Source organism: Nostoc sp. (genome assembly GCF_036917235.1).
Classification (GTDB): Bacteria; Cyanobacteriota; Cyanobacteriia; order Cyanobacteriales; family Nostocaceae; genus Nostoc.
This window is the reverse complement of sequence record NZ_JBALDU010000011.1, coordinates 17795-36989: the sequence shown is the minus strand read 5'-3', so window position 1 is coordinate 36989 and position 19195 is coordinate 17795. Positions and strand designations below refer to the sequence as shown.

At 41.6% G+C, this 19195-nt stretch carries 18 protein-coding genes, 1 tRNA gene and 1 pseudogene; 8 read left to right on the top strand and 12 right to left on the bottom strand.

Features of this window, described 5'->3' with window-relative positions:
• Positions 1 to 1600 (top strand): WD40 repeat domain-containing protein (locus tag V7K44_RS03970; RefSeq protein ID WP_334928854.1); only part of this gene is annotated, 1600 nt, incomplete at its 5' end.
• A gap of 280 nt (positions 1601 to 1880) precedes the next feature.
• Here the strand turns inward: V7K44_RS03970 and V7K44_RS03965 are convergent.
• Both V7K44_RS03965 and V7K44_RS03960 read right to left on the bottom strand, forming a co-directional pair.
• A tRNA-Cys gene (locus tag V7K44_RS03965) sits at positions 1881 to 1951 on the bottom strand.
• Between the two features lie 236 nt (positions 1952 to 2187).
• Positions 2188 to 2778, bottom strand: coding sequence for a chromophore lyase CpcT/CpeT (locus V7K44_RS03960; RefSeq protein WP_334928852.1), 591 nt, complete (start codon positions 2776 to 2778; stop codon positions 2188 to 2190).
• A 360-nt stretch (positions 2779 to 3138) separates the two neighbouring features.
• Between V7K44_RS03960 and V7K44_RS03955 the strand changes: the two genes are divergently transcribed.
• Both V7K44_RS03955 and V7K44_RS03950 read left to right on the top strand, forming a co-directional pair.
• Complete coding sequence (locus tag V7K44_RS03955; RefSeq protein ID WP_334928850.1) at positions 3139 to 4365, top strand: tetratricopeptide repeat protein; 1227 nt, start codon at positions 3139 to 3141, stop codon at positions 4363 to 4365.
• 64 nt (positions 4366 to 4429) lie between these two features.
• Positions 4430 to 4678: pseudogene (locus V7K44_RS03950) on the top strand (Uma2 family endonuclease); the annotation flags it as partial.
• Positions 4679 to 5315: 637 nt separating this feature from the next.
• Here V7K44_RS03950 and V7K44_RS03945 read toward each other — a convergent pair.
• The 3 genes from V7K44_RS03945 to V7K44_RS03935 form a co-directional block, all read right to left on the bottom strand.
• Positions 5316 to 6323 carry an aldo/keto reductase gene (locus V7K44_RS03945; RefSeq protein WP_334928848.1) on the bottom strand — a complete coding sequence of 336 codons (1008 nt, stop codon included), beginning with the start codon at positions 6321 to 6323 and terminating at the stop codon, positions 5316 to 5318.
• A 341-nt stretch (positions 6324 to 6664) separates the two neighbouring features.
• Positions 6665 to 7189 carry a hypothetical protein gene (locus tag V7K44_RS03940; RefSeq protein ID WP_334928846.1) on the bottom strand — a complete coding sequence of 175 codons (525 nt, stop codon included), beginning with the start codon at positions 7187 to 7189 and terminating at the stop codon, positions 6665 to 6667.
• A gap of 200 nt (positions 7190 to 7389) precedes the next feature.
• Positions 7390 to 7701, bottom strand: a complete 312-nt coding sequence (locus V7K44_RS03935) for an RNA recognition motif domain-containing protein (RefSeq protein WP_289798627.1) — start codon at positions 7699 to 7701, stop codon at positions 7390 to 7392.
• 403 nt (positions 7702 to 8104) lie between these two features.
• Here V7K44_RS03935 and ilvA point away from each other — a divergent pair, with 403 nt between their 5' ends.
• Positions 8105 to 9616, top strand: a complete 1512-nt coding sequence (ilvA, locus tag V7K44_RS03930) for a threonine ammonia-lyase, biosynthetic (protein WP_334928844.1) — start codon at positions 8105 to 8107, stop codon at positions 9614 to 9616.
• 106 nt (positions 9617 to 9722) lie between these two features.
• Here ilvA and V7K44_RS03925 read toward each other — a convergent pair whose 3' ends face one another.
• Both V7K44_RS03925 and V7K44_RS03920 read right to left on the bottom strand, forming a co-directional pair.
• Entirely contained in the window at positions 9723 to 10763 is a 1041-nt protein-coding gene (locus V7K44_RS03925; RefSeq protein ID WP_334928842.1) for a hypothetical protein, read from the bottom strand.
• Between the two features lie 10 nt (positions 10764 to 10773).
• The gene (locus V7K44_RS03920) at positions 10774 to 11019 is read right to left on the bottom strand and encodes a hypothetical protein (RefSeq protein ID WP_099099597.1); all 246 of its coding nucleotides are present in this window, start codon (positions 11017 to 11019) and stop codon (positions 10774 to 10776) included.
• A gap of 251 nt (positions 11020 to 11270) precedes the next feature.
• Between V7K44_RS03920 and V7K44_RS03915 the strand changes: the two genes are divergently transcribed.
• Positions 11271 to 11429, top strand: coding sequence for a hypothetical protein (locus V7K44_RS03915; RefSeq protein ID WP_334928840.1), 159 nt, complete (start codon positions 11271 to 11273; stop codon positions 11427 to 11429).
• A 190-nt stretch (positions 11430 to 11619) separates the two neighbouring features.
• On the opposite strand, the gene V7K44_RS03910 is transcribed toward V7K44_RS03915, so the two are convergent.
• Entirely contained in the window at positions 11620 to 13137 is a 1518-nt protein-coding gene (locus V7K44_RS03910; RefSeq protein ID WP_334928838.1) for an energy transducer TonB, read from the bottom strand.
• Positions 13138 to 13479: 342 nt separating this feature from the next.
• On the opposite strand from V7K44_RS03910, the gene V7K44_RS03905 reads away from it, so the two are divergent.
• The 3 genes from V7K44_RS03905 to V7K44_RS03895 all read left to right on the top strand — a co-directional run bounded on the left by V7K44_RS03905 (position 13480) and on the right by V7K44_RS03895 (position 16691).
• Complete coding sequence (locus V7K44_RS03905) at positions 13480 to 14133, top strand: MotA/TolQ/ExbB proton channel family protein (RefSeq protein WP_334928836.1); 654 nt, start codon at positions 13480 to 13482, stop codon at positions 14131 to 14133.
• Complete coding sequence (locus tag V7K44_RS03900; RefSeq protein WP_289798622.1) at positions 14117 to 14521, top strand: ExbD/TolR family protein; 405 nt, start codon at positions 14117 to 14119, stop codon at positions 14519 to 14521. Before V7K44_RS03905 ends, V7K44_RS03900 begins: the two co-directional genes overlap by 17 nt.
• Before the next feature lie 235 nt (positions 14522 to 14756).
• On the top strand, positions 14757 to 16691 hold the full coding sequence (locus V7K44_RS03895) for a hypothetical protein (RefSeq protein ID WP_334928834.1): 1935 nt from the start codon (positions 14757 to 14759) through the stop codon (positions 16689 to 16691).
• Positions 16692 to 16693: 2 nt separating this feature from the next.
• Here V7K44_RS03895 and V7K44_RS03890 read toward each other — a convergent pair whose 3' ends face one another.
• The 4 genes from V7K44_RS03890 to V7K44_RS03875 are packed head-to-tail and all read right to left on the bottom strand — an operon-like array spanning position 16694 to position 19165.
• The gene (locus V7K44_RS03890) at positions 16694 to 17281 is read right to left on the bottom strand and encodes a Uma2 family endonuclease (RefSeq protein WP_334928832.1); all 588 of its coding nucleotides are present in this window, start codon (positions 17279 to 17281) and stop codon (positions 16694 to 16696) included.
• Entirely contained in the window at positions 17232 to 17393 is a 162-nt protein-coding gene (locus tag V7K44_RS03885; RefSeq protein ID WP_334928830.1) for a hypothetical protein, read from the bottom strand. The genes V7K44_RS03890 and V7K44_RS03885 overlap by 50 nt, the downstream gene beginning before the upstream one ends.
• Entirely contained in the window at positions 17386 to 18057 is a 672-nt protein-coding gene (locus V7K44_RS03880; protein ID WP_334928828.1) for an ImmA/IrrE family metallo-endopeptidase, read from the bottom strand. Before V7K44_RS03880 ends, V7K44_RS03885 begins: the two co-directional genes overlap by 8 nt.
• A gap of 22 nt (positions 18058 to 18079) precedes the next feature.
• Positions 18080 to 19165: a helix-turn-helix domain-containing protein gene (locus V7K44_RS03875; protein WP_334928826.1), complete on the bottom strand. Its 1086-nt coding sequence runs from the start codon at positions 19163 to 19165 to the stop codon at positions 18080 to 18082.
• Between the last annotated feature and the right edge of the window lie 30 nt (positions 19166 to 19195).

Sequence of the window (19195 nt, the reverse complement as noted above, 5' to 3'; positions counted from 1 at the left end):
CTCTTCTGTCGCTATCAGCGCTGATGGGCAGACGATTGTCAGTGGTGGTGCTGATGGTACGGTGCGGTTGTGGAATTACCAAGGTCTTTCCTTAGCTGAACCTTTGCGTGGTCATCGGGGTAATGTCTCTTCTGTCACCATCAGCGCTGATGGGCAGACAATTGTCAGTGGTGGTAGTGACGGCACGGTGCGGTTATGGAACCGCCAAGGTCTTCCCTTAGCTAAACCATTGCGTGGGGATAAAAATGATGTCTTTTCTGTTGCCATCAGTGCCGATGGGCAGACGATTGTCAGTGGTGGTGCTGATGGCAGTGTGAGGTTGTGGAATTACCAAGGTTTTCTCTTGGCTGAACCTTTGTATGGTCATGAGAGTAATGTGAGGTCTGTCGCCATCAGCGCCAATGGACAGAATATTGTCAGTGGCGGTGCTGATGGTACGGTGCGGCTGTGGAATCGCCAAGGTCTTTCCTTAGCTGAACCTTTGCGTGGTCATCAGGGTAATGTCAATTCTGTCGCCATCAGTGCCGATGGGCAGACGATTGTCAGTGGCAGTGATGGCGGCACTGTGCGGTTGTGGAATCGCCAAGGTCTTCCCTTAACTGAACCTTTGCGTGGTCACGAAGGCAATGTTAGGTCTGTTGCTATCAGTACCAATGGGCAGACGATTGTTAGTGGTAGTACTGACGGCACGGTGCGGTTTTGGAACTACCAAGGTCTTCCTTCCGCAAAACCTTTGCGTGGTCATAAGGGTTGGGTTTATTCTGTCGCTATTAGCGCCGATGGTCAGACGATTATCAGTGGCGGTACTGACGGTATGGTGCGGTTGTGGAACCACCAAGGTCTTCCTTCCGCAAAACCTTTGCATGGTCATAAGGGTTGGGTCTATTCTGTCGCCATTAGCGCCGATGGGCAGACGATTGTCAGTGGTGGTAGTGACGGCACGGTGCGTTTGTGGAATCTGCAAGGTCTTCCTTTAGCTGAACCTTTGTGTGGTCATCAGGGTTTTGTCAATTCTGTTGCCATCAGTGCCGATGGACAGACGATTGTTAGTGGTGGTACTGATGGCACTGTGCGGTTGTGGAATTGTCAAGGTCTTGCCTTAGCTGAACCTCTGCACGGTCATCAGGGTTTTGTCAATTCTGTTGCCATTAGCGCCGATGGGCAGACGATTGTTAGTGGTGGTAGTGACGGCACGGTGCGGTTGTGGAATCTGCAAGGTCTTGCTTTAGCTGAACCTTTGCGTGGTCATAAAGGTTGGGTCTATTCTGTTGCCATTAGCACCGATGGGCAGACGATTGTTAGCAGCGGTGATGACGGCACTGTGCGGTTGTGGAATCTGCAAGGTCTTGCTTTAGCTGAACCTTTACGTGGTCATGAGGGTTGGGTTTATTCTGTCGCCATTAGCGCCGATGGGCAGACGATTGTTAGCGGCGGTGAAGATGGCACTGTGCGTTTGTGGCGTGGTGACTGGCGTGCATGGTTGCAAGTTTGTTGTGACAGGTTACGTTACCATCCTGTCTTCACCAATCCGCAAACAGAGGAAGCAAAAGCCGCCTGCGAAACCTGCCAAAAATATGTTTGGAGTAAAGTAAACGGTTAAAAACAAGGCATTGCTGTGCCTCTAAGAAAGTCTGCACTCGACTCAAGGGACTTCCAAGGAATAAATTACTCAACAAAAATCAAGAGTCCAAATTTAATCATGTCTGGCACTAAAAATGTAATTAGTTGATTAGCATACTTTGATGTATCTTGGCATAATTTGAAACTTCTGAATTACCCCAGTTTTACCCCAGTTGAGGGTTTTGGTTGCTGTCTAGTATGTTAGTAAAAACAATAAAACCCTCGCATTGCAAGGGTTCCAAGAGTTTATTTATCTATAAAGGCGGCACCCGGATTTGAACCGGGGGTGGAGGTTTTGCAGACCTCTGCCTTACCACTTGGCTATGCCGCCACAGCACGATTTCCTGAACTACTTTAATGTTGCTAAACTATCTTAGCAGCCATTTAGTAGCCAGAGGACGCTAGTTAAACCATGATAGCATAGCATTCTGAGGTAGAGATAGTAGGTTAACTGGATGTTTTTGGTAGTCTTTAGGCGATCGCTAGAAAATTTTAATTGCAGATTGATCGCAGCACAAGCAATTCTTAGCTGATTAAAGAGAGTTGTAATTCTTCACTCCTAGCTTGTTACACCTTTACTTCATCGGCAAAACTACCCCAGCGCAGAAAGTGAAATGGGCCGGCGATAGAACCCCAGAGACGTTCATCGGTGTCTAAATCTCTTCCCCTGTCGAGGCTGAAAAATTCTTTAGCGTCAATCTCAAATTCGTTATCCAGATAAGTATTTTTGCCGTCACGAACCACTATGCAGGCTTTACCAGGTTCAACTCTGCCTTTGAAACTCTTCCCTGTCCACTCTACAATCATGTTGCAACCTGACATTTTTTCCAATTGGTCAACAGACAACTCTTTGAGGCGTTCGGGTTCACGAGATGCACCGTAAAATTTTTCTTCTTCTTTAACGGTGTAGTGTTCAATAGCAATGTGGTTTTCTGCCGGAATCAACTTCATTACCCGCATCCGGTAGGGTTGATTAAGCATAAAATCATAAGCTTGTTCGAGAAATAAACTTACCCCTGAGAACAACTCTAAGGGAAGGGGACGGATACACACGCGGATATGGGCATAAAAAGGCGGATTTTCAAAAGCTTGTTCTTGATTGCTAAAGTCAGATGCCATCCAGCGGGCTAAGGTGGCGATATCAGTAGAATGAGTCATTACAAAACGATTGACTAGTTGCTTAAATATTATCGTAGGATTATTTTGACACTCCCCTGACTCAAAAATCCCGGTTGCGATCGCAATTTTTAAAATATATCTCCGATAGATGCTCTGACTGGAGCAAATTAGACTGCTTAGTTACAAGTTAAACTGCTTACATCTTGTACCTAACAACTAAAACTCGTTAAGAATTTATTTTGGCAAAATCTTCACTTACTGTATCCTGAAGCCACATAGCTCTCAGGTAGGCTTTTTTTGTAAAGCTGGAGAAAAGCTGGAGAATAGTTAGTCAATAATAGGCATGGGGATAATTGCTAATTATCTCATGTAACTCACTCAAGGCAAAGTAAAGTACCCATGCTCAGGCACTTAATTGCGATCGCTACTGCCACTATACTCTTTAGCAATTCCTTAACACTGGCAGAGAGTAAACCGCCGAAACCACCCGATAAATTTCCTCCTAGCCCTCTAGAGATTACCACACCCGATCCACTGTCACCGCGATCGCTTAAGGATAAACAGCCGTTAACTCCCCAAGAACGGCAAAAGTTAGAACCAGCGTTAGAAGCGTTAAATCAAGCAGCTGCGGCGAAACTGCAAGCAGGCCAACAGGTTGCGGCGTTTGAAATTTGGAACCGAGAACTGCGTTTGCGGCGCTTTTTAGGTTCATTAGCAGAGGTGCAAGCTTTATCACGAGTTGGGGCGATCGCTTGGAAGCTAAACGACGGACAAGAAGTACAATATATTACGGAAAGATTGCAAGCGATTCAAAAGCAAGTCCAATCTCAGAAAAAAAACGTTCCAATCGATCTAGAATTGTGGCGATCGCTAGCTGAAGCTTACAAAAATGTGCGCTCGTCTAAATTAGCTATAGAAGCTTACGACCAAGTTTTGCTAGTAGTGCGACAACAACAAGACCAAACAGCGGTATTAGAAACCCTCAAGACGCTTGGAGAACTGCATTTGAGTTGGTTTGATTATCGCAAAGCTGCGCCAATCTATGAGGAATTGTTGAGTTTAGCTACTTCTCTTGGCGATCGTGTAAACGAAGTAACATATCTGCAACAGCTGGCTGATATTTACGAGCAGACAAACCAACCGCAGCAGTCATTGAATGTACTTAACAAACTAGCAGAAATTTATGTCAATGAAAATAATCTAACTGAAATACCAGGATTAAAGCTAGCGATCGCTTCAGATTACGAATCTCTAGCTAAGAAAGATCCTAATTTACTGCTAGAAGCTTTTAAAAATTATCAAGAAGCTTATACCACTGCTTGGCAATTAAAGGAGTACGTTCGTGCTGGTGATGCTTTGCAGAAGTTAATTGCGTTATATCGTTCGCAAGGACAAACAGAGGAGGCTTTGCAAGCTAGCGAAATTTTGGTGCAGATACAGGCGCAAGCCGCCAACTTTTACGGAATGATGCAAGCTTATGACCAAATTGGGCAATTACATCTAGAACGCAAAGAATTTCCTCAAGCACTAACAGCTTTTCAACAAGGGTTAAAACTGGCGCAACAACTCAAACATGAAGAAGCATACTTTACTGGACAAATTGCAAAACTGTCGAAAGCAAATTAACTGAAATTTCTGCGATCGCTTAATATAAAAATACCCGCCACGCCTCCCCCTAAGGTGAAAAGCTATGTCAGAAACTACCCTAGCTGCACCAGATATTCAACTCCCACCCTCTCAAGCAGAATTACCAGACGATGACGGTATTCTGATGGAAAGCCCACGACACAAAGCCCAGATGGATTTGCTGATAGATGCTCTGATACCTTGGTTGGAAGAACGAGAAGATGGGTTTATCGGCGGTAATATGTTCGTTTACTACAGTCTGGCTCAGTTGCGAAACAAAGACTTTAAAGGGCCAGACTTTTTTAAGACACTCAAAAAGATGCATGATTTGTGGGATTTGTTTAAGCTATCGCTCCACCAACATAATCATATAAGCGATCGCTAATCAATATCATTCCTGTTCTAAAATCTTTTCTATATGTTGCCCTGCATAGAGAATTCGCACAACTTCAATGTTTTCATCTTGCTCAAAGTAAAAGAGTTCAGCATTACTTTCTCAACTAATTGCGTGTGATATCTAGGCTTTTTGCAATTGAAACCAATTGCCGTTACTAAACATCGCCACTAACATTGCGCTTGAAGTTACTAAAATAACGAGTTTAGTTATCACCAGGACAATTTTTGTTACAAACATCATTATTTTTGTTACAATATTACGACTTTGTTACTAAAATAACGAATTTAGTTACCAACGCTACGATTTTCGTTACAATGTTAAGAATTTAGTTACCACCACTACGATTTTTGTTACAAACATCATTATCTTAGTTGATATTGCTGAGGCGATAGTTACATCCAATAACAGTATTTGTGGATTTTACCCAACCAAAATTAGGCTTTAGTAGGGCAAGCTAGCTCTAGAACACCACGCTTCACTTCGTTCCGCTCGCAATGACATCTTATATTTAATTGTGTCTGCTTACTTATTCAAATTCAGCTACGTTGAAATTTCACTTAGTTTGAAAGATATTTTGTACCATTTTTTTGTCTGAATTTGCCGCCGCCTTATCTAACTCTGCAATCTCACCAGCATCTAATTGCCAACCCAACGCACCAAGATTTTCCCTCGCTTGTTCCACGCTCTTTGCTCCAGGGATGGGAATGGTTCCTTTACAGATGCACCAATTAATTGCCACCTGTGACATCGTTTTGTTTCTGAACTGTGCCACCTCTCGCAAACATTGCAAAAGTGATTTACCAGCAGAAGCCGCTCCGCCTCTACGCATTCCTGATAACATTTGCTTAAATAACAGACCTCGAATGCCTTTAGGCAAAGGGCCTTGCTCAGAGTATTTTCCTGTCAGTAGTCCCAAAGCTAGAGGGCTGTAAGCAATCAATTTAATGTCTAACTCATCACAAAGGTCTTTGAGCTTGAGTTGGGTGACAGGATATGTAGACAACAGAGAATATTGAACTTGCAGAGTTGTAATCGGAACGCCTCGTTCCGCGAATTTTTTCTGCACTCGCATCAGCCGTTTCGGCCCATAATTGGATAATCCCACGCCCTTGACCAGTCTTTGCTCATACAAATCGGCAAGACCATCTAAAAGTCCTTCCTCTTGCCAAGGAGCATAGTTTGCTGTTGACCAATGCATTTGTACCAAATCAACATTTTTTCCCAGGCGTTGAGCAGATGACTGGCAAGCTCTCACCATTGATTGACGCGTCCATCTCCACGGGTAAGCAGCAAGCTTAGTTGCAATACAAATATTTTCTTTACCTGAACCTATATATTCTCGGTTGAATCGTCCTAGAAGTAACTCACTCCGACCATTCAATCTCCCCGTTCCGTAAGAATCGCCTGTATCAAATAAAGTTACACCGTTGCTTACACAAAGGTTAAAGACGGCTTGCAACTGCTCATCCATACTTTCGTCATATCCCCAAAGCAGTTGGTTGCCCCAAGCCCAAGTACCGCAGCCCATGCTTGGGAGTGAGAGTTTTTGGAGAGTCTGCATCTTTGCTATTTGTAGATTGCCTTATTAATTATCAGGCATATATAGCAGTCCGAAATCATTGATCGCAGAAAGGCAGGAGGCAGTGTTTCGACTACGCTCAACAACCGGGCATGAGGCGGAGGTTCTAGAAAATAACTTTTCCCTTTGCCAAAAGAGTTTAAGAACAACTAAATTTATTTATGAAAATTAAAAAAATTATGTATTTCTAGACGCGCAGCACAAAAGATACCCTGTCCTTATTAAATCTCCTAAATCTATTTATGGAGATTCCTCCAGCATATCTGCCTTCTTCAGAGAATTTGAGATAGTTATAACCACCCTGTAGTCTTGATTCATTAATTTCAACTTGACAGACTACTATTAGGGAATATGGTTGGATTTGCCAAGAGCCAAGCTTTTTCAGTCCAGGCGTTATTAAATAACCCCACCTCTGACACATTTAATTCAAATGAATGGGGTGGTGATTCTAGCAACAAGGGCGAACCCTTATCATGGGCCTCAACTAAGTTAACTATCCAGGGAAGAAAGTCTAAGATTTCTTTTGGTAATACAGTTAACTCGAAATCCCACAACAAATTCATACCTCGGCAGACTTGTCCTTTTCTGGTCACTGCCACTCTACCAGCACTCTTGTTAATAGCCACTCGCAGAATGAATGGGCGGAATGGGACAAATTCATCGGGTGCTGTATAAGCGTATACATTTATATAGTTGAGTCTCTGCCTACGATCCATCCAAGATGCGATCGGTGAATTACTACTATAAGATGTACCAGTTATAAGTACTGGCATACTCATCGCAGCAGCAAAGTTAGTGTAAAATTTATGCCTTAGTTCGTTAACAATATGTTTAGCTTCTGGGTTCATGGTTGCTACACTTGTTACAAAAACGATATTTGCGGTAAGCTACCCTAACGCATGGCTTCATAAGAATTATTTCCTAAAACCTCCTGCACCCTGCTCTCTGACTTGAAAGTGCTGAGTCAAAATACCAGTGCCAAAACGCAAAAAAGGCAGACTCCTTGTCTGCCCTTAAGACCTGAGAGTTAAATTTTTGGTTTTAGACCTTAATAGCGGCCACCACCACCGCCACCGCCACCATAGCCTCCTCGTCTACCACCAGAGGAACCGCCATCTGTTTTGGGCTTGGCTTTATTAACTTTTAAGCTTCGACCCATCCATTCAGCATTATCAAGGGCATCAATCGCCGCTTGTTCTTGTGCGTCTGATTCCAATTCCACAAACCCGAAACCTCTCATCCGACCTGTTTCTCGGTCTACAGGCAATTGAACATTTTTTACAGTTCCATATTCTGCAAAGACTTGCCGGAGGTCATCTTCTTTAACCTCATAAGATAGATTGCCGACGTAAATTGACATAGAATGTCTCCAGAATCAAAGGGTGTAGAGATTTAGATCCGGAGAGGTCTGTAATACAAGTATATATAAAAACAAACTGTACAGCCGAATTTCATCTTCCACGCATACTTTAACATAAATGGAGAAGTTATGTTCGTAAGTAACACTATATTTAATCTGTCGATCTAAGTACTCAGATAGTTGGCAAAACTAGTTTCAAATCGACCTACCAGCGATCGCATGAAATTTGCAGCGATCAAAAAGTTTCTATAACTGAACTTATTTATCTTCAAAGAATATTAATTGGTAATTCTTAGATTTTGTTCAATCAAAATTTAGAGATAGAACAAACCAATAAAACCAGTGCGATCGCTTGTAACGTAAAATTAGTTTCCATCCAGCATTTGCTAACACCTTGACGCCCATGTTTTGCGACTACCTCATCCAAATCCTGACTGCCCGTGTATATGATGTTGCCCAAGAAACACCATTAGAGTATGCTCCAAATTTGTCTGCGCGGCTGAATAATCAACTCCTGCTGAAACGTGAGGATATGCAGTCAGTATTTTCCTTTAAACTGCGGGGTGCTTATAACAAAATGGTGCAACTGCCGCCAGATATATTGGCGCAGGGTGTAATTGCCGCGTCTGCGGGGAACCATGCTCAAGGAGTCGCCCTGGCAGCCAATCGCTTGGGAACTAAAGCAATTATCGTCATGCCAGTAACCACACCCCAAGTCAAGGTAGACGCGGTGAGAATGAGGGGCGGAGCAGTGGTGTTACATGGAAACACTTATGACGATGCTTATAGCTATGCCCGTGAATTAGAAATAGAAAAAGGATTGACCTTTATTCATCCCTTTGACGATCCCCATGTAATTGCTGGACAGGGAACAATTGGGATGGAAATTTTACGGCAATGTCAGCAACCCATCCATGCGATTTTTGTGGCAATTGGAGGAGGCGGATTAATTTCTGGAATTGGGGCTTATGTAAAACGGTTGCGTCCCGAAATCAAGATTATTGGTGTTGAACCAGTAGATGCTGATGCGATGTCTCAATCGCTCAAAGCTGGACATCGGGTACGCTTGTCCCAAGTGGGATTATTTGCTGATGGCGTGGCGGTGCGGGAAGTCGGTGAAGAAACCTTCCGTTTATGTCAGCAGTATGTAGATGAAATTATTTTGGTGGGTACGGATGATACTTGTGCCGCGATTAAAGACGTGTTTGAGGATACGCGATCCATTTTAGAACCAGCTGGTGCATTAGCGATCGCAGCTGCCAAAGCCTACGCCGAACGAGAACAAATCGAGGGACAAACCTTAATTGCTGTCGCCTGTGGTGCAAACATGAATTTCGATCGCCTCCGCTTTGTAGCAGAACGGGCAGAGTTCGGCGAACGCCGCGAAGCAATTTTTGCAGTCACCATTCCAGAGCAACGGGGAAGTATTCGCCAGTTTTGTGAATGTATTGGCAACCGTAATCTGACCGAGTTTAATTATCGCATTGCCGATGAAAAAACAGCCCATATTTTTGTCGGCGTGCAAATTCAAAATCGTGCCGATGCTGTCAAGATGGTAGAAACCTTTGAAGCTCAAGGATTTGAAACTCTTGATTTAACGGATGACGAACTAACTAAACTACATCTGCGGCACATGGTGGGTGGACATTCTCCCCTAGCTAACAATGAATTGCTCTACCGTTTTGAGTTTCCCGAACGTCCCGGCGCATTGATGAAATTTGTGACTTCCATGAGTCCCGACTGGAATATTAGTCTTTTCCACTACCGCAACAACGGTGCAGACTACGGACGAATAGTTGTTGGTATTCAGGTTCCCCCGCACGAGATGGAAGAGTGGCAAGCTTTTCTCGATCGCCTGGGCTATCGCTATTGGGATGAGAATAAGAATCCGGCGTACAAGCTGTTTTTGGGATAGGTGGGGAAGAGGCGGAGGGGCAGGGGAGCAGAGGGGTAGAGGGGCAGAGGGGCAGTATAACAATGTCCAATGCCCAATGCCCAATGCCCAATCCTCAATCCCCAATTTAACGAGAACTCCCCTTCAATATCAGATTGGAGTCCCAAGTATAGAAGCCGATTTGATTAGGAACCCTAGCGAATCTACCTGTCCGATAGCCTCTAGATAGTTCATTCAGCACCTTATTTTTGATCTCTCTAATTTCCTGAGAATCTAGTTCTCCATAAATTCCGGCGATGACTTCAGCCACGCTGAAAACTTTACCTGGATTTTGTTTTAACAGAGAGGTGAGGGCATCAATTAAAAATTGACCCTCAAAGGCGTTGAGCATTGGTACTGTTTTTGTCGGAGGAACGAAAGGCTTCTTATTTTTGTTCTTGATATTCCTAGAAGCACCATTGCGATTACTTGGGGCTACCAAACTTAAATCCAGAGTATAACAACCTGGCTCATCGGGAATAGTTACCCAGTAATTCCTTTCTCTGCCTTGGGTGAGGGAAGATTGCACTCTACCTTTAACTACTTTGAATAGATTGGAATCTAACTCTCCATAAAGCGATCGCACGATAAAATCGATATGACAAACAGTACCTATCTGTTCTTGCAATAGCTGTTTTATGGCTTCCATTCGCGAGATAGCGTGCTGATACTGAGGTAGCATCGGAATTTCCACTACCTTCGTTGAACTATCGTTGTTCTCTAATACGATCTTGGGATCTGTTGATGTCATTAGAGATTGACTCTCTTTTGTATCAACAGCAGCAGAAAAAGAATTATTCATCTCAACCCGATCTGAGTCTTTTCGTTCTGACTCTAAAGATTCCACCAAGTTGATTTCGCCGATGTCATCAAGAGGTGATAAAAACCGCAGAGAACTTTCTCCAGAAAGATTTGAGGTTTCATCAGTCGCTGTTAATCTTGATATCTGCTTGTTGGTATCAGAAGAAGACCAGTTAGACAACAACGCTTCTACATGATCGAGCTGCGATCGCGCTTGCACAAAGAGGCGTTCATACTCTTCTGTGAGGCGAGCATAATAGTCTCGTAATTCCAACAGGGGTGAGAGAAAGGTGCCCGGAGGCGGTTCTAATTGTCCATTTTGAGTCATAGGGCTTTAATCAATTTAAATCGATGTCACTTTTATAAGACATTGCTCTGGGTTTTGCCTTGTGAGATGCTGGCTGGGATTTCTTAGGCGGTTGGGGAGGGCGACATCTCTCACAATATAAAGGTCGAGGACCGAAAGTCTCGCGTTTTGTCAGATCGTTACACTCTTTACAGACAAACTGGAAAACACGAGTATGAATCTGTCTTTTGTGCGCCCTGACAGTATATTCCCTAACATCAATGAATTTACTTGCCATAATCAGGAATTGTGAATTGCCGACGTTATCAATGTCCTATCAATATAGCTATTCAAGCAAATCAAACCGCATCAGTGTGTGTTTATGTAGAAGTTTTATTCAAATCAGTGAATTTGACATCTAGACATAAAATGCAGATGAGCAACTTGAGAGTTAGCCATTGACTATATCTCTCAGCATATAATTGGTGATGAGCAAACACTACTACCATTCTTTAGGCGCAGCGATTTATATTGCCCCGCTCATAAAAGTTGGTAGGAGAAAGTGCAGGATTATTTACTTCCACTACTATTGATTGGCAAATCAAGCGATCGCCAGTGTCTCTAGTAGCCCATCATAAAATTACCGCACTCCTAACCCCTCTTCCTCATCCTAGATGGGTAATGCTTAATGAAGCCATTCCTGTCTAAAGAACAACCGCCTCCTAAAACAGGAGGCGGCGATCGTTGTTAATCAAAGTATGATTCCAATAAGTTTGATCCCTCTACTAGTAGTATGTCAAGTCAACTTCACGGGGTCAATAAGTTCCTTGTCAGGACTTTAATCCTTTGTTAAGCGCTTAAACGGTGATTACTAACCCATCAATTTCAACTTTACAGACTACTGCTGGCTGGGAGCAGCAGGTTGCGATTGAGGTTGTTGGCGTAAACGGCGCAAAGAATCCCGCAATTTATTCTGGCTAGTGTTATCTCTTCGCCGCCGCCGATTTGTCGTTACTTGTGGTTTTTGTGATGAATCGGTAGCCGTTTGCTCGCGCTGGATGCGGCGTAAGGACTCTCTTGCAGTTCCTTGCGTGCGAGTTGTCCTAGCTTCAGATGATGAGTTTCTAGCAGGACTTTCTGCTCTTTGAGGTTCCAGTCGCCGACTCAATCCAGATATTGCTGGTCTTGATGGGGGTGCCAACTCTCTGCGCCTACGTCTTGGAGTTTCCTCTGTGGAGTTAGCAGCCGTTGTCTGCTGGGTTCTCTCTTGTGCTTCTCTTTGTGTTCGCCGTTCTTGAACTTGGCGCGATCGCCGTGAACCTTTTATGGCAAATTCAGTTGCTATAGATACTCCTTGTCTACCACCTTCTGAGGGTTTTAGTTTCCACTCACGCGCTTGTCTCACGGTTTCTTCATCCAAGTCGCGGTTTCCACTGGAGCGAGCAACCCGTACATTTGTCACATTACCTTGTGCATCAGTATCAACAGCTACTTCTACTCTACCTTCAACTCCTCGCCGTCTTGCGGCTTCTGGATATTTGGCATTACATTCGCGGCAAGCTGCACGACCATTACCATTACCTGAACTGTTAATTTTTGGAGGTGTTGGCGCTGTTGCTACTGTCGGACGGTTTCCTACTCCATTGCCTATACCACTGCCGGAGCCGCTACCAATCCCACTGCCAGTACCACTGCCGGAGCCGCTACCAGTACCACTACCAGTACCACTGCCAGAGCCGCTACCAGTACCGCTACCAATACCACTACCAATACCGCTACCAGTACCAGTGCCAGTTCCACTGCCAATCCCACCGCCAGTACCAGTGCCAGTACCTCCGCCACTGCCAGTACCGTTGCTTGTACCTACAGCAATACCACTACCTGAGCCTAAACCAACACCGGAACCACCACCACCGCCACCACCGCCTACCGAACTTGCTTTGGAATCTCCAGATAGAGCAGGTCGTGGAGCGGATGCAGATTTCACAGGAACTTCTGGCGCTAATCGTGGAATGGGTGCAGATTTCACAGGAACTTCTGGCTTACTAACAATTGCTTGTGGCGGTGTATTTGTCGGCTGTGGCTTGGTAGCAACTGCTGTAATCTGTTCTTGCTGCTGAATTTTTTCTACTGATGGAGTTTCTATAGGCTGTTTTTGGACAACTTCTGGTTGTTTTTTTATTTCTTCTGGAATCTCTGCAATTGGTTTTTCTGGTTCCGCAGTCGGAGCATCCACGATCGCCAACTCTATTGCGTCATTTTCTTCTGTGGGTACTCTCGTTAAATAATTACTTACGCCAGAAGACAGTACGCCGATATGCAGCGCCAGTGAACCTATTAGACTGTAAGTCAGAAAAGACTTGAGAGCCTCAACTTCTTTGGAACGTTGCTCGACAGTAATGCCAGAAAAGCTCATAGCTATTGCTACCTATTCTCACTAGTTTAGCTATCTTAGAATGCAAGGTTACAAATATCAAGTAAACAATTCAAATTATTTGGGATAGCTCTACCGAACCCCGGACTAGCATCAACATTTTTTTGAACCACTAATATCATGATTTTTGGACAAAGTTAATTTTTATTGCAATCAAATTAAATTAATTTATGTAAAACAAACGAACAAGTAAATAAAAATCATGATCGTTACATTTGAAAAAATTCTCATTATATTTTATATTTTATTGAGAATAAGTTTCAGCTTTTCTCTAGATTCTGGTAGTCTAATTTTGTATTGTGGATGACGTTATAGAGGCACTACATGGGAATTCAAAATTTGTTTGCAGCAGGCGGTGTGGTCATGTGGCCCCTGTTGGCGTTTTCAGTATTGGGTGTGGCACTGATCGTCGAGCGGATCAGGTTTTGGGTAAGAATCAATCAGCGTCAAAGCCGTGTAGTGCGAGATGTTTTGAATCTCTACCGTCTTGATAATGTTGTCGGTGCAATGGATAAACTTCAGAAAAACGCAGATTTGCCACTCGCTCGGATTTTTCTGGCGGCTTTAGAATTAGAAGAGCCAAATCCAGAGGAATTCCGTTTGGCCTTAGAAAGTGAATCGCAAGCTGAGATACCTGTACTCAAACGTTTCCAAAACCTTTTCGAGACAATCATTAGCCTGGCACCACTGTTAGGTCTTCTCGGCACAGTATTAGGATTGATAGCTTCTTTTGCCTCTCTAAACCTTGGTGATGTGGGAGGTAGTAAAACGACAAATGTTACGTCTGGGATTAGTGAAGCCCTGGTATCAACAGCATCAGGATTGATAGTTGCCATATTCATCCTCATGTTTGCCAATACCTTTCGGGGATTGTACCAACGGCAAATTGCACTGATTCAGGAGTATGGGGGACAGCTAGAATTACTTTACCGCCGTCGCTATGAACGAGGAGAAAAAACTTATGCGTCTACCAGATGAACCAGAACTTCCGCTACAGATCAACATCGTGCCGATGATTGACGTGATTTTTGCGATTTTGACATTTTTTATTATGTCAACTCTGTTTTTAACCCGTTCAGAAGGTTTGCCAGTAAATTTACCAAAGGCCGCCACCGCTAAACAACAGCAAGTTCCCACTAAAATTACCATTACGGTAGATGAAAAAGAACAGGTAAGCCTGAACCGTCAACCAATTGCAGTTGATGATTTGACAGCGCAAGTGCGGACTTTAGTTGGTTCTAACCCAGAAGTATTAGTGATTATTAATGCTGATGAAAAAGTTGATTATGGTCGGGTGGTGGCGGTGATGGATCGGGTCCGTCAGGTTCCGGGGGCTAAATTAGCGATCGCTACCCAAAGAGAATAAATAGATATATTGGTTCTCAGAAGTTCAGAGAGTCAGGAAAATTCTATATTCTGACTCCTGACTTCTGACTTCTGACTTCTTCTTCAATGGTGTAGGTTTTGCCAAGGTTAAGTTTCAGCCGAATGGTTCCATTCTAGTATCTACAATCACGACATAATCCAAACTGACTTGATAAATTGCTAATTACACGAACAAAATAGGCATAGCAAATTTATACAAGCAGGTAGATTATCTGATGACTATTCCAGAGTCAATTAAAAAATTCATTACATGGATACAAGGTTTTGACCATCGTGTTTTACGAAATCAAGATGATGTAAAAGAAAAGTTGATTTTGCCAATGTTTCGCTATCTCTGCTATCCAGAGAGATGTCATCGTGAATACTCTTTGAGAACATATCAATCAGAAACCTACACCAAAAATATAGAAATTGCTCAGATTTATTTTGCAACAGATGATGTTAAAAAACACAATACAAATACATCACTGATTTTTGTAGAAGCTATAGAACCGCAAAAAATTAAGTTAACTGAGGCTATTGAGCAAGCTAGATTTTATAGTAATCATTTTAATACACTATTTTTTATTGTCACCAATGGATATGAAATCAAGGTTTTTCAGCGTCTACATTACAATCGAGAAGAATTAGTATTTGATCTAAACATAGATAGCTTAAAAAATAACGATATTGCCTCAAATTTTTATAACAAATTAAATTTTGATGTAGTTAAAAATATCGATAAAAACACAGCCATGATTTTGACATATACTAAATGTAACTTAATAGAAAACTTAATTTTACGCAATCCAGATTTACAGTTTTTTTTAGAAAAATGTGATTTTGAGCCTTCTATAACGCTAGAAGACTACCACTTAGTTGTTGTTAAACCAAAAGTAGCGATCGCCTGTAATTTACCCAAAGCTTTTGGAGAAGGTAATTGTCAAATAGAATTCAGTAGTATTCTTTTTAAAGGTTTAAAAATTCACTTAAATCATCAAGATATTTTAGGCCAATTAATGACAGGATTACATACCCAGCCAGATTGGGGTTGTCGTCGTTTTTTGAAAGAACTAGATAAAGATAATTTTACAGTAAATTTGGGTCAAATAACAGTTATTTTATCGAAATTAGAAGCAACAGACTTGTGTTTGTGTGTTGATGAAATTTGTCAGAAATATAAAAATTCAATAATTGAATTTGAGAATACTTTAGAAACATGGAATTTTAAATTTGTAAATTTATCAGAAGTTCGCGGTTTTATGCTATTTTCTGTAAGACAAGATTTATGGGAGTTGATGCAGCAGTTTGCTAAGGAATTTGATTATAAGAAAGGTAAGTCAGAATGGCATCTGTTTCATAGAGAAAATATATCAATTCGAGTGAGTCGAGGAATTCGCGATCATACATTTATCTTCCCCAAAGTTGACAGATATTTATCTGTATTACCAAGTAATCAAGTTAATATAATCTACGAAGTAAATGATATTAATTTACAATCTATTGAAAGAGCTAAATTTGGCTTGTGGCAGCAAGATATTGGAGTACGAGGAACTTGGACAGCTAGATATACCAAACAGTGGTTATTAGATAAATATATCCCCAAGGTTATTAATTACTATTCAGAAGACTCTCAATTATCTGAAGCGGAATTGCTAGGAAAAATAACAAATAACAGAAGGGAACGTGCGCTGATTAAAGAAATTGATAATATTATAGATTTAGTACCTTATCTTCGTGACATCCAATCTTGGCTACATATCTATGTGGAAAATATTGCAGCTTCGCTATTGAAACCATATTACCAAGCTTATACAAATTTAGTGCGTAACACAGATTCTTCCATAATAGGCATAGACTATATTTTCGGAAATTTGCGAAGAGTTGAGTGGAAAAATTCGCCAGAAGAAAATTACAGCAATCCCACAGACTGGAAAAACTTGACTTTTAAATATGCTATAGATTGCTTAGATAAACAAATAGTAAGAATCAATAATAGTGAATACGAGAATAGTTTCAAGGCAGATTTAATCACTCGGATATTTATTTGGATTATAGAAAATGGTAAAATATCTTTTTCACAAGCTCAGTTAAGTGCTGCTAAACAAGCTTTAATCCCACTTTGGGAACAAAGTCGTTTTGAAATGCGCTATATGTATCCTAATCAATAAAATTACATAATTTGCTGTAAATCCAACACAAATCCAGGAAGTATATTTTCTCCAGATAAACTAGCAGGATTGTCTAATATCTCTACATCTTTACCCGGACGATAAATTTCCACTCGCTTGTTTTTCCGATCAATTAACCAGCCTAATTGAGTACCATTTTCGATATACTCCTGCATTTTCTCTTGCAATTCTTTCAAGAAATCAATACGAGAACGCAACTCTACTACAAAATCAGGACAAATCGGGGCAAATTTTTCTTGTTGTTCTGGTGTTAAAGCATTCCATCGTTCAATTTTCACCCAAGAAACATCAGGAGAACGTTCTGCGCCATTAGGTAGGGTGAAACCAGTTGAAGAGTCAAAACCTTTGCCTAATTTAGTCTGTTTATTCCAGATTCCTAATTCAACAACCATATCAAAGTTACGGTTGCCAGTCTCACTACCTGTAGGTGGCATAATTAATATTTCCCCTGATGCTGTGCGCTCAAATCTATAATTACTATTTTTCTGACACATCTGGAAAAATTGCTCATCAGTCAAGTCAATTTTCAATTTGAGTGTAGAAGGGAAAGTGGTTGTCGTAGCGTTCATAGGCTATTCTGAGCATCTTACTTTCTAGTGTAGTGCTGTGTGAGGTGCGATCGCTTGATGAGATGATGAAGAGCGATCGCACTTTACCTATTAAATAAATTTGTCTACCCATTGGGTGCAGCTTTACCAGGATAGATTTGCTTAGAACCCTTGGGAATAAAAATCCAGCCAAGGTCTTGTAAGCGGTTAATTAAATTAGATATTGTGACACCAAGCTCTTCTTTCATTGCATAAAGATGTTTCCAATTAGTTAAATTACGTCCTCTTTGTTTAGCTTCTAAAATTTCTCTAGGCATTAACAGGCAGCTAGCAAAATACTGAGCTTGCCATTCAATTTTATCCAAATGGTTTTGAATTATATTTGGATTAGTTTTAGCCCCTGTAGTGCGACACAAATAAAGCTTTGTAGCATCTTTCATTCCTAGATTTAATTCTAGTTGCTCTGTCAGTCCATCAGCTTCATTTTGATTGACATGAAGTATCCAGTGTCCAATTTCATGAGCAATTGTAGATTGCTCAAATCCTCCAGTTAGCTCTGAAATACATTCATTGAGTACAATCTTTCTTTGCAATGGCAGAATCTTAGCTACTATCGACCCCTGCTCATCAGGAGGAATTCTTTCCCAACTCACCATAATTCCCAAAGCGTCAGCAGCACAACTAGCCTCAAAAGGCCACTTTGGGGGGAAATTTTCTAACTCCATAATTTTGAAAACTTCATAAGCTTTCTGCTCTATTTCTTCTTTAGAATAGAATTTATACCTGAAAAGGTTCATTGTAATTCCTCACTTTCTTTACTCATAACCACCACCTTCTTTCCTGACTTTCTGGTTCTAAGTTGACTGGATAGATTTGCTTAGAACCTTTAGGAATATAAATCCAGCCAATATCTTGCAACCGATTGATGAGATTAGATATTGTTACACCAACCTCTTCTTTCATTGCATAGAGATGTTTCCAATTAGTTAAATCACGCCCTTTGCTTATTTCTTGCAGTACATGACGAGGCATTAGTAGACAGCTGGCAAAATACTGGGCTTGCCATTCAATTTTATCAAGCTGACTACTAGCAGTATACTTATCAAGTGGCTCACTAGCACTACGACATAAGAATGAATGATTAGTTTCTATAATGCCAGCATTGATATCTATTTGTTCAGATAAAATTTCACTTTTATTTTGGTTAACATGAAGTAACCAATGTCCTATTTCGTGGGCAATTGTCGATTCGGTAAAAGCTCCTAGAACTTCTGGAATATCATCATTTATCAAAATTGTACGTTCTAAAGGTAAAATCATAGCTATGATCAATCCCCGATCATCAGGAGATATTTGTGCATAACAAATACTCAGATTCAAAAAGTCACATACCCTAGTAGTATCCATAGATAATTTAAGGGCATATTGAGATGAAATTTGTATATTACTTAGAAGATCATTCGCTATGTTTTCAATCTCATCTTTAGAATAGAAGCGATTTTGAAGCTTTGCTACCTTATCTCTGAGTTCAGCATTTTCTTTTTGTAGTCTTGCAATTTGCTCATCTCGTGCTTTTACCAATGAATCAAGACCCGGACTTTCGCGCACTCGACGGAATAAAGCTGGCATTTCCTTGTAGTTCGCCTTAACCAATTCTTCAAAAGCATCCGAGTCACGTTGAGTCATACGTCCAGCTAGGTAGATCAGCTCCTCTGCATTCAAACTGAGATGTTCTGCTATAGAGCGGATTACCTTCTCGCTTGGCTCAACGTGGTCGTTTTCTAGTTTGGACAAATAGGTATAGTCCACGCCTACCTTTACCGCTAGCTCACGCTGACTCAATCCCTTTTTTCTACGAGCTTGCCAAATACACCTGCCAAAACTCTGACTCTCTTGTTTATCCATAATCACATTCAACTACTTGACACTATTCTT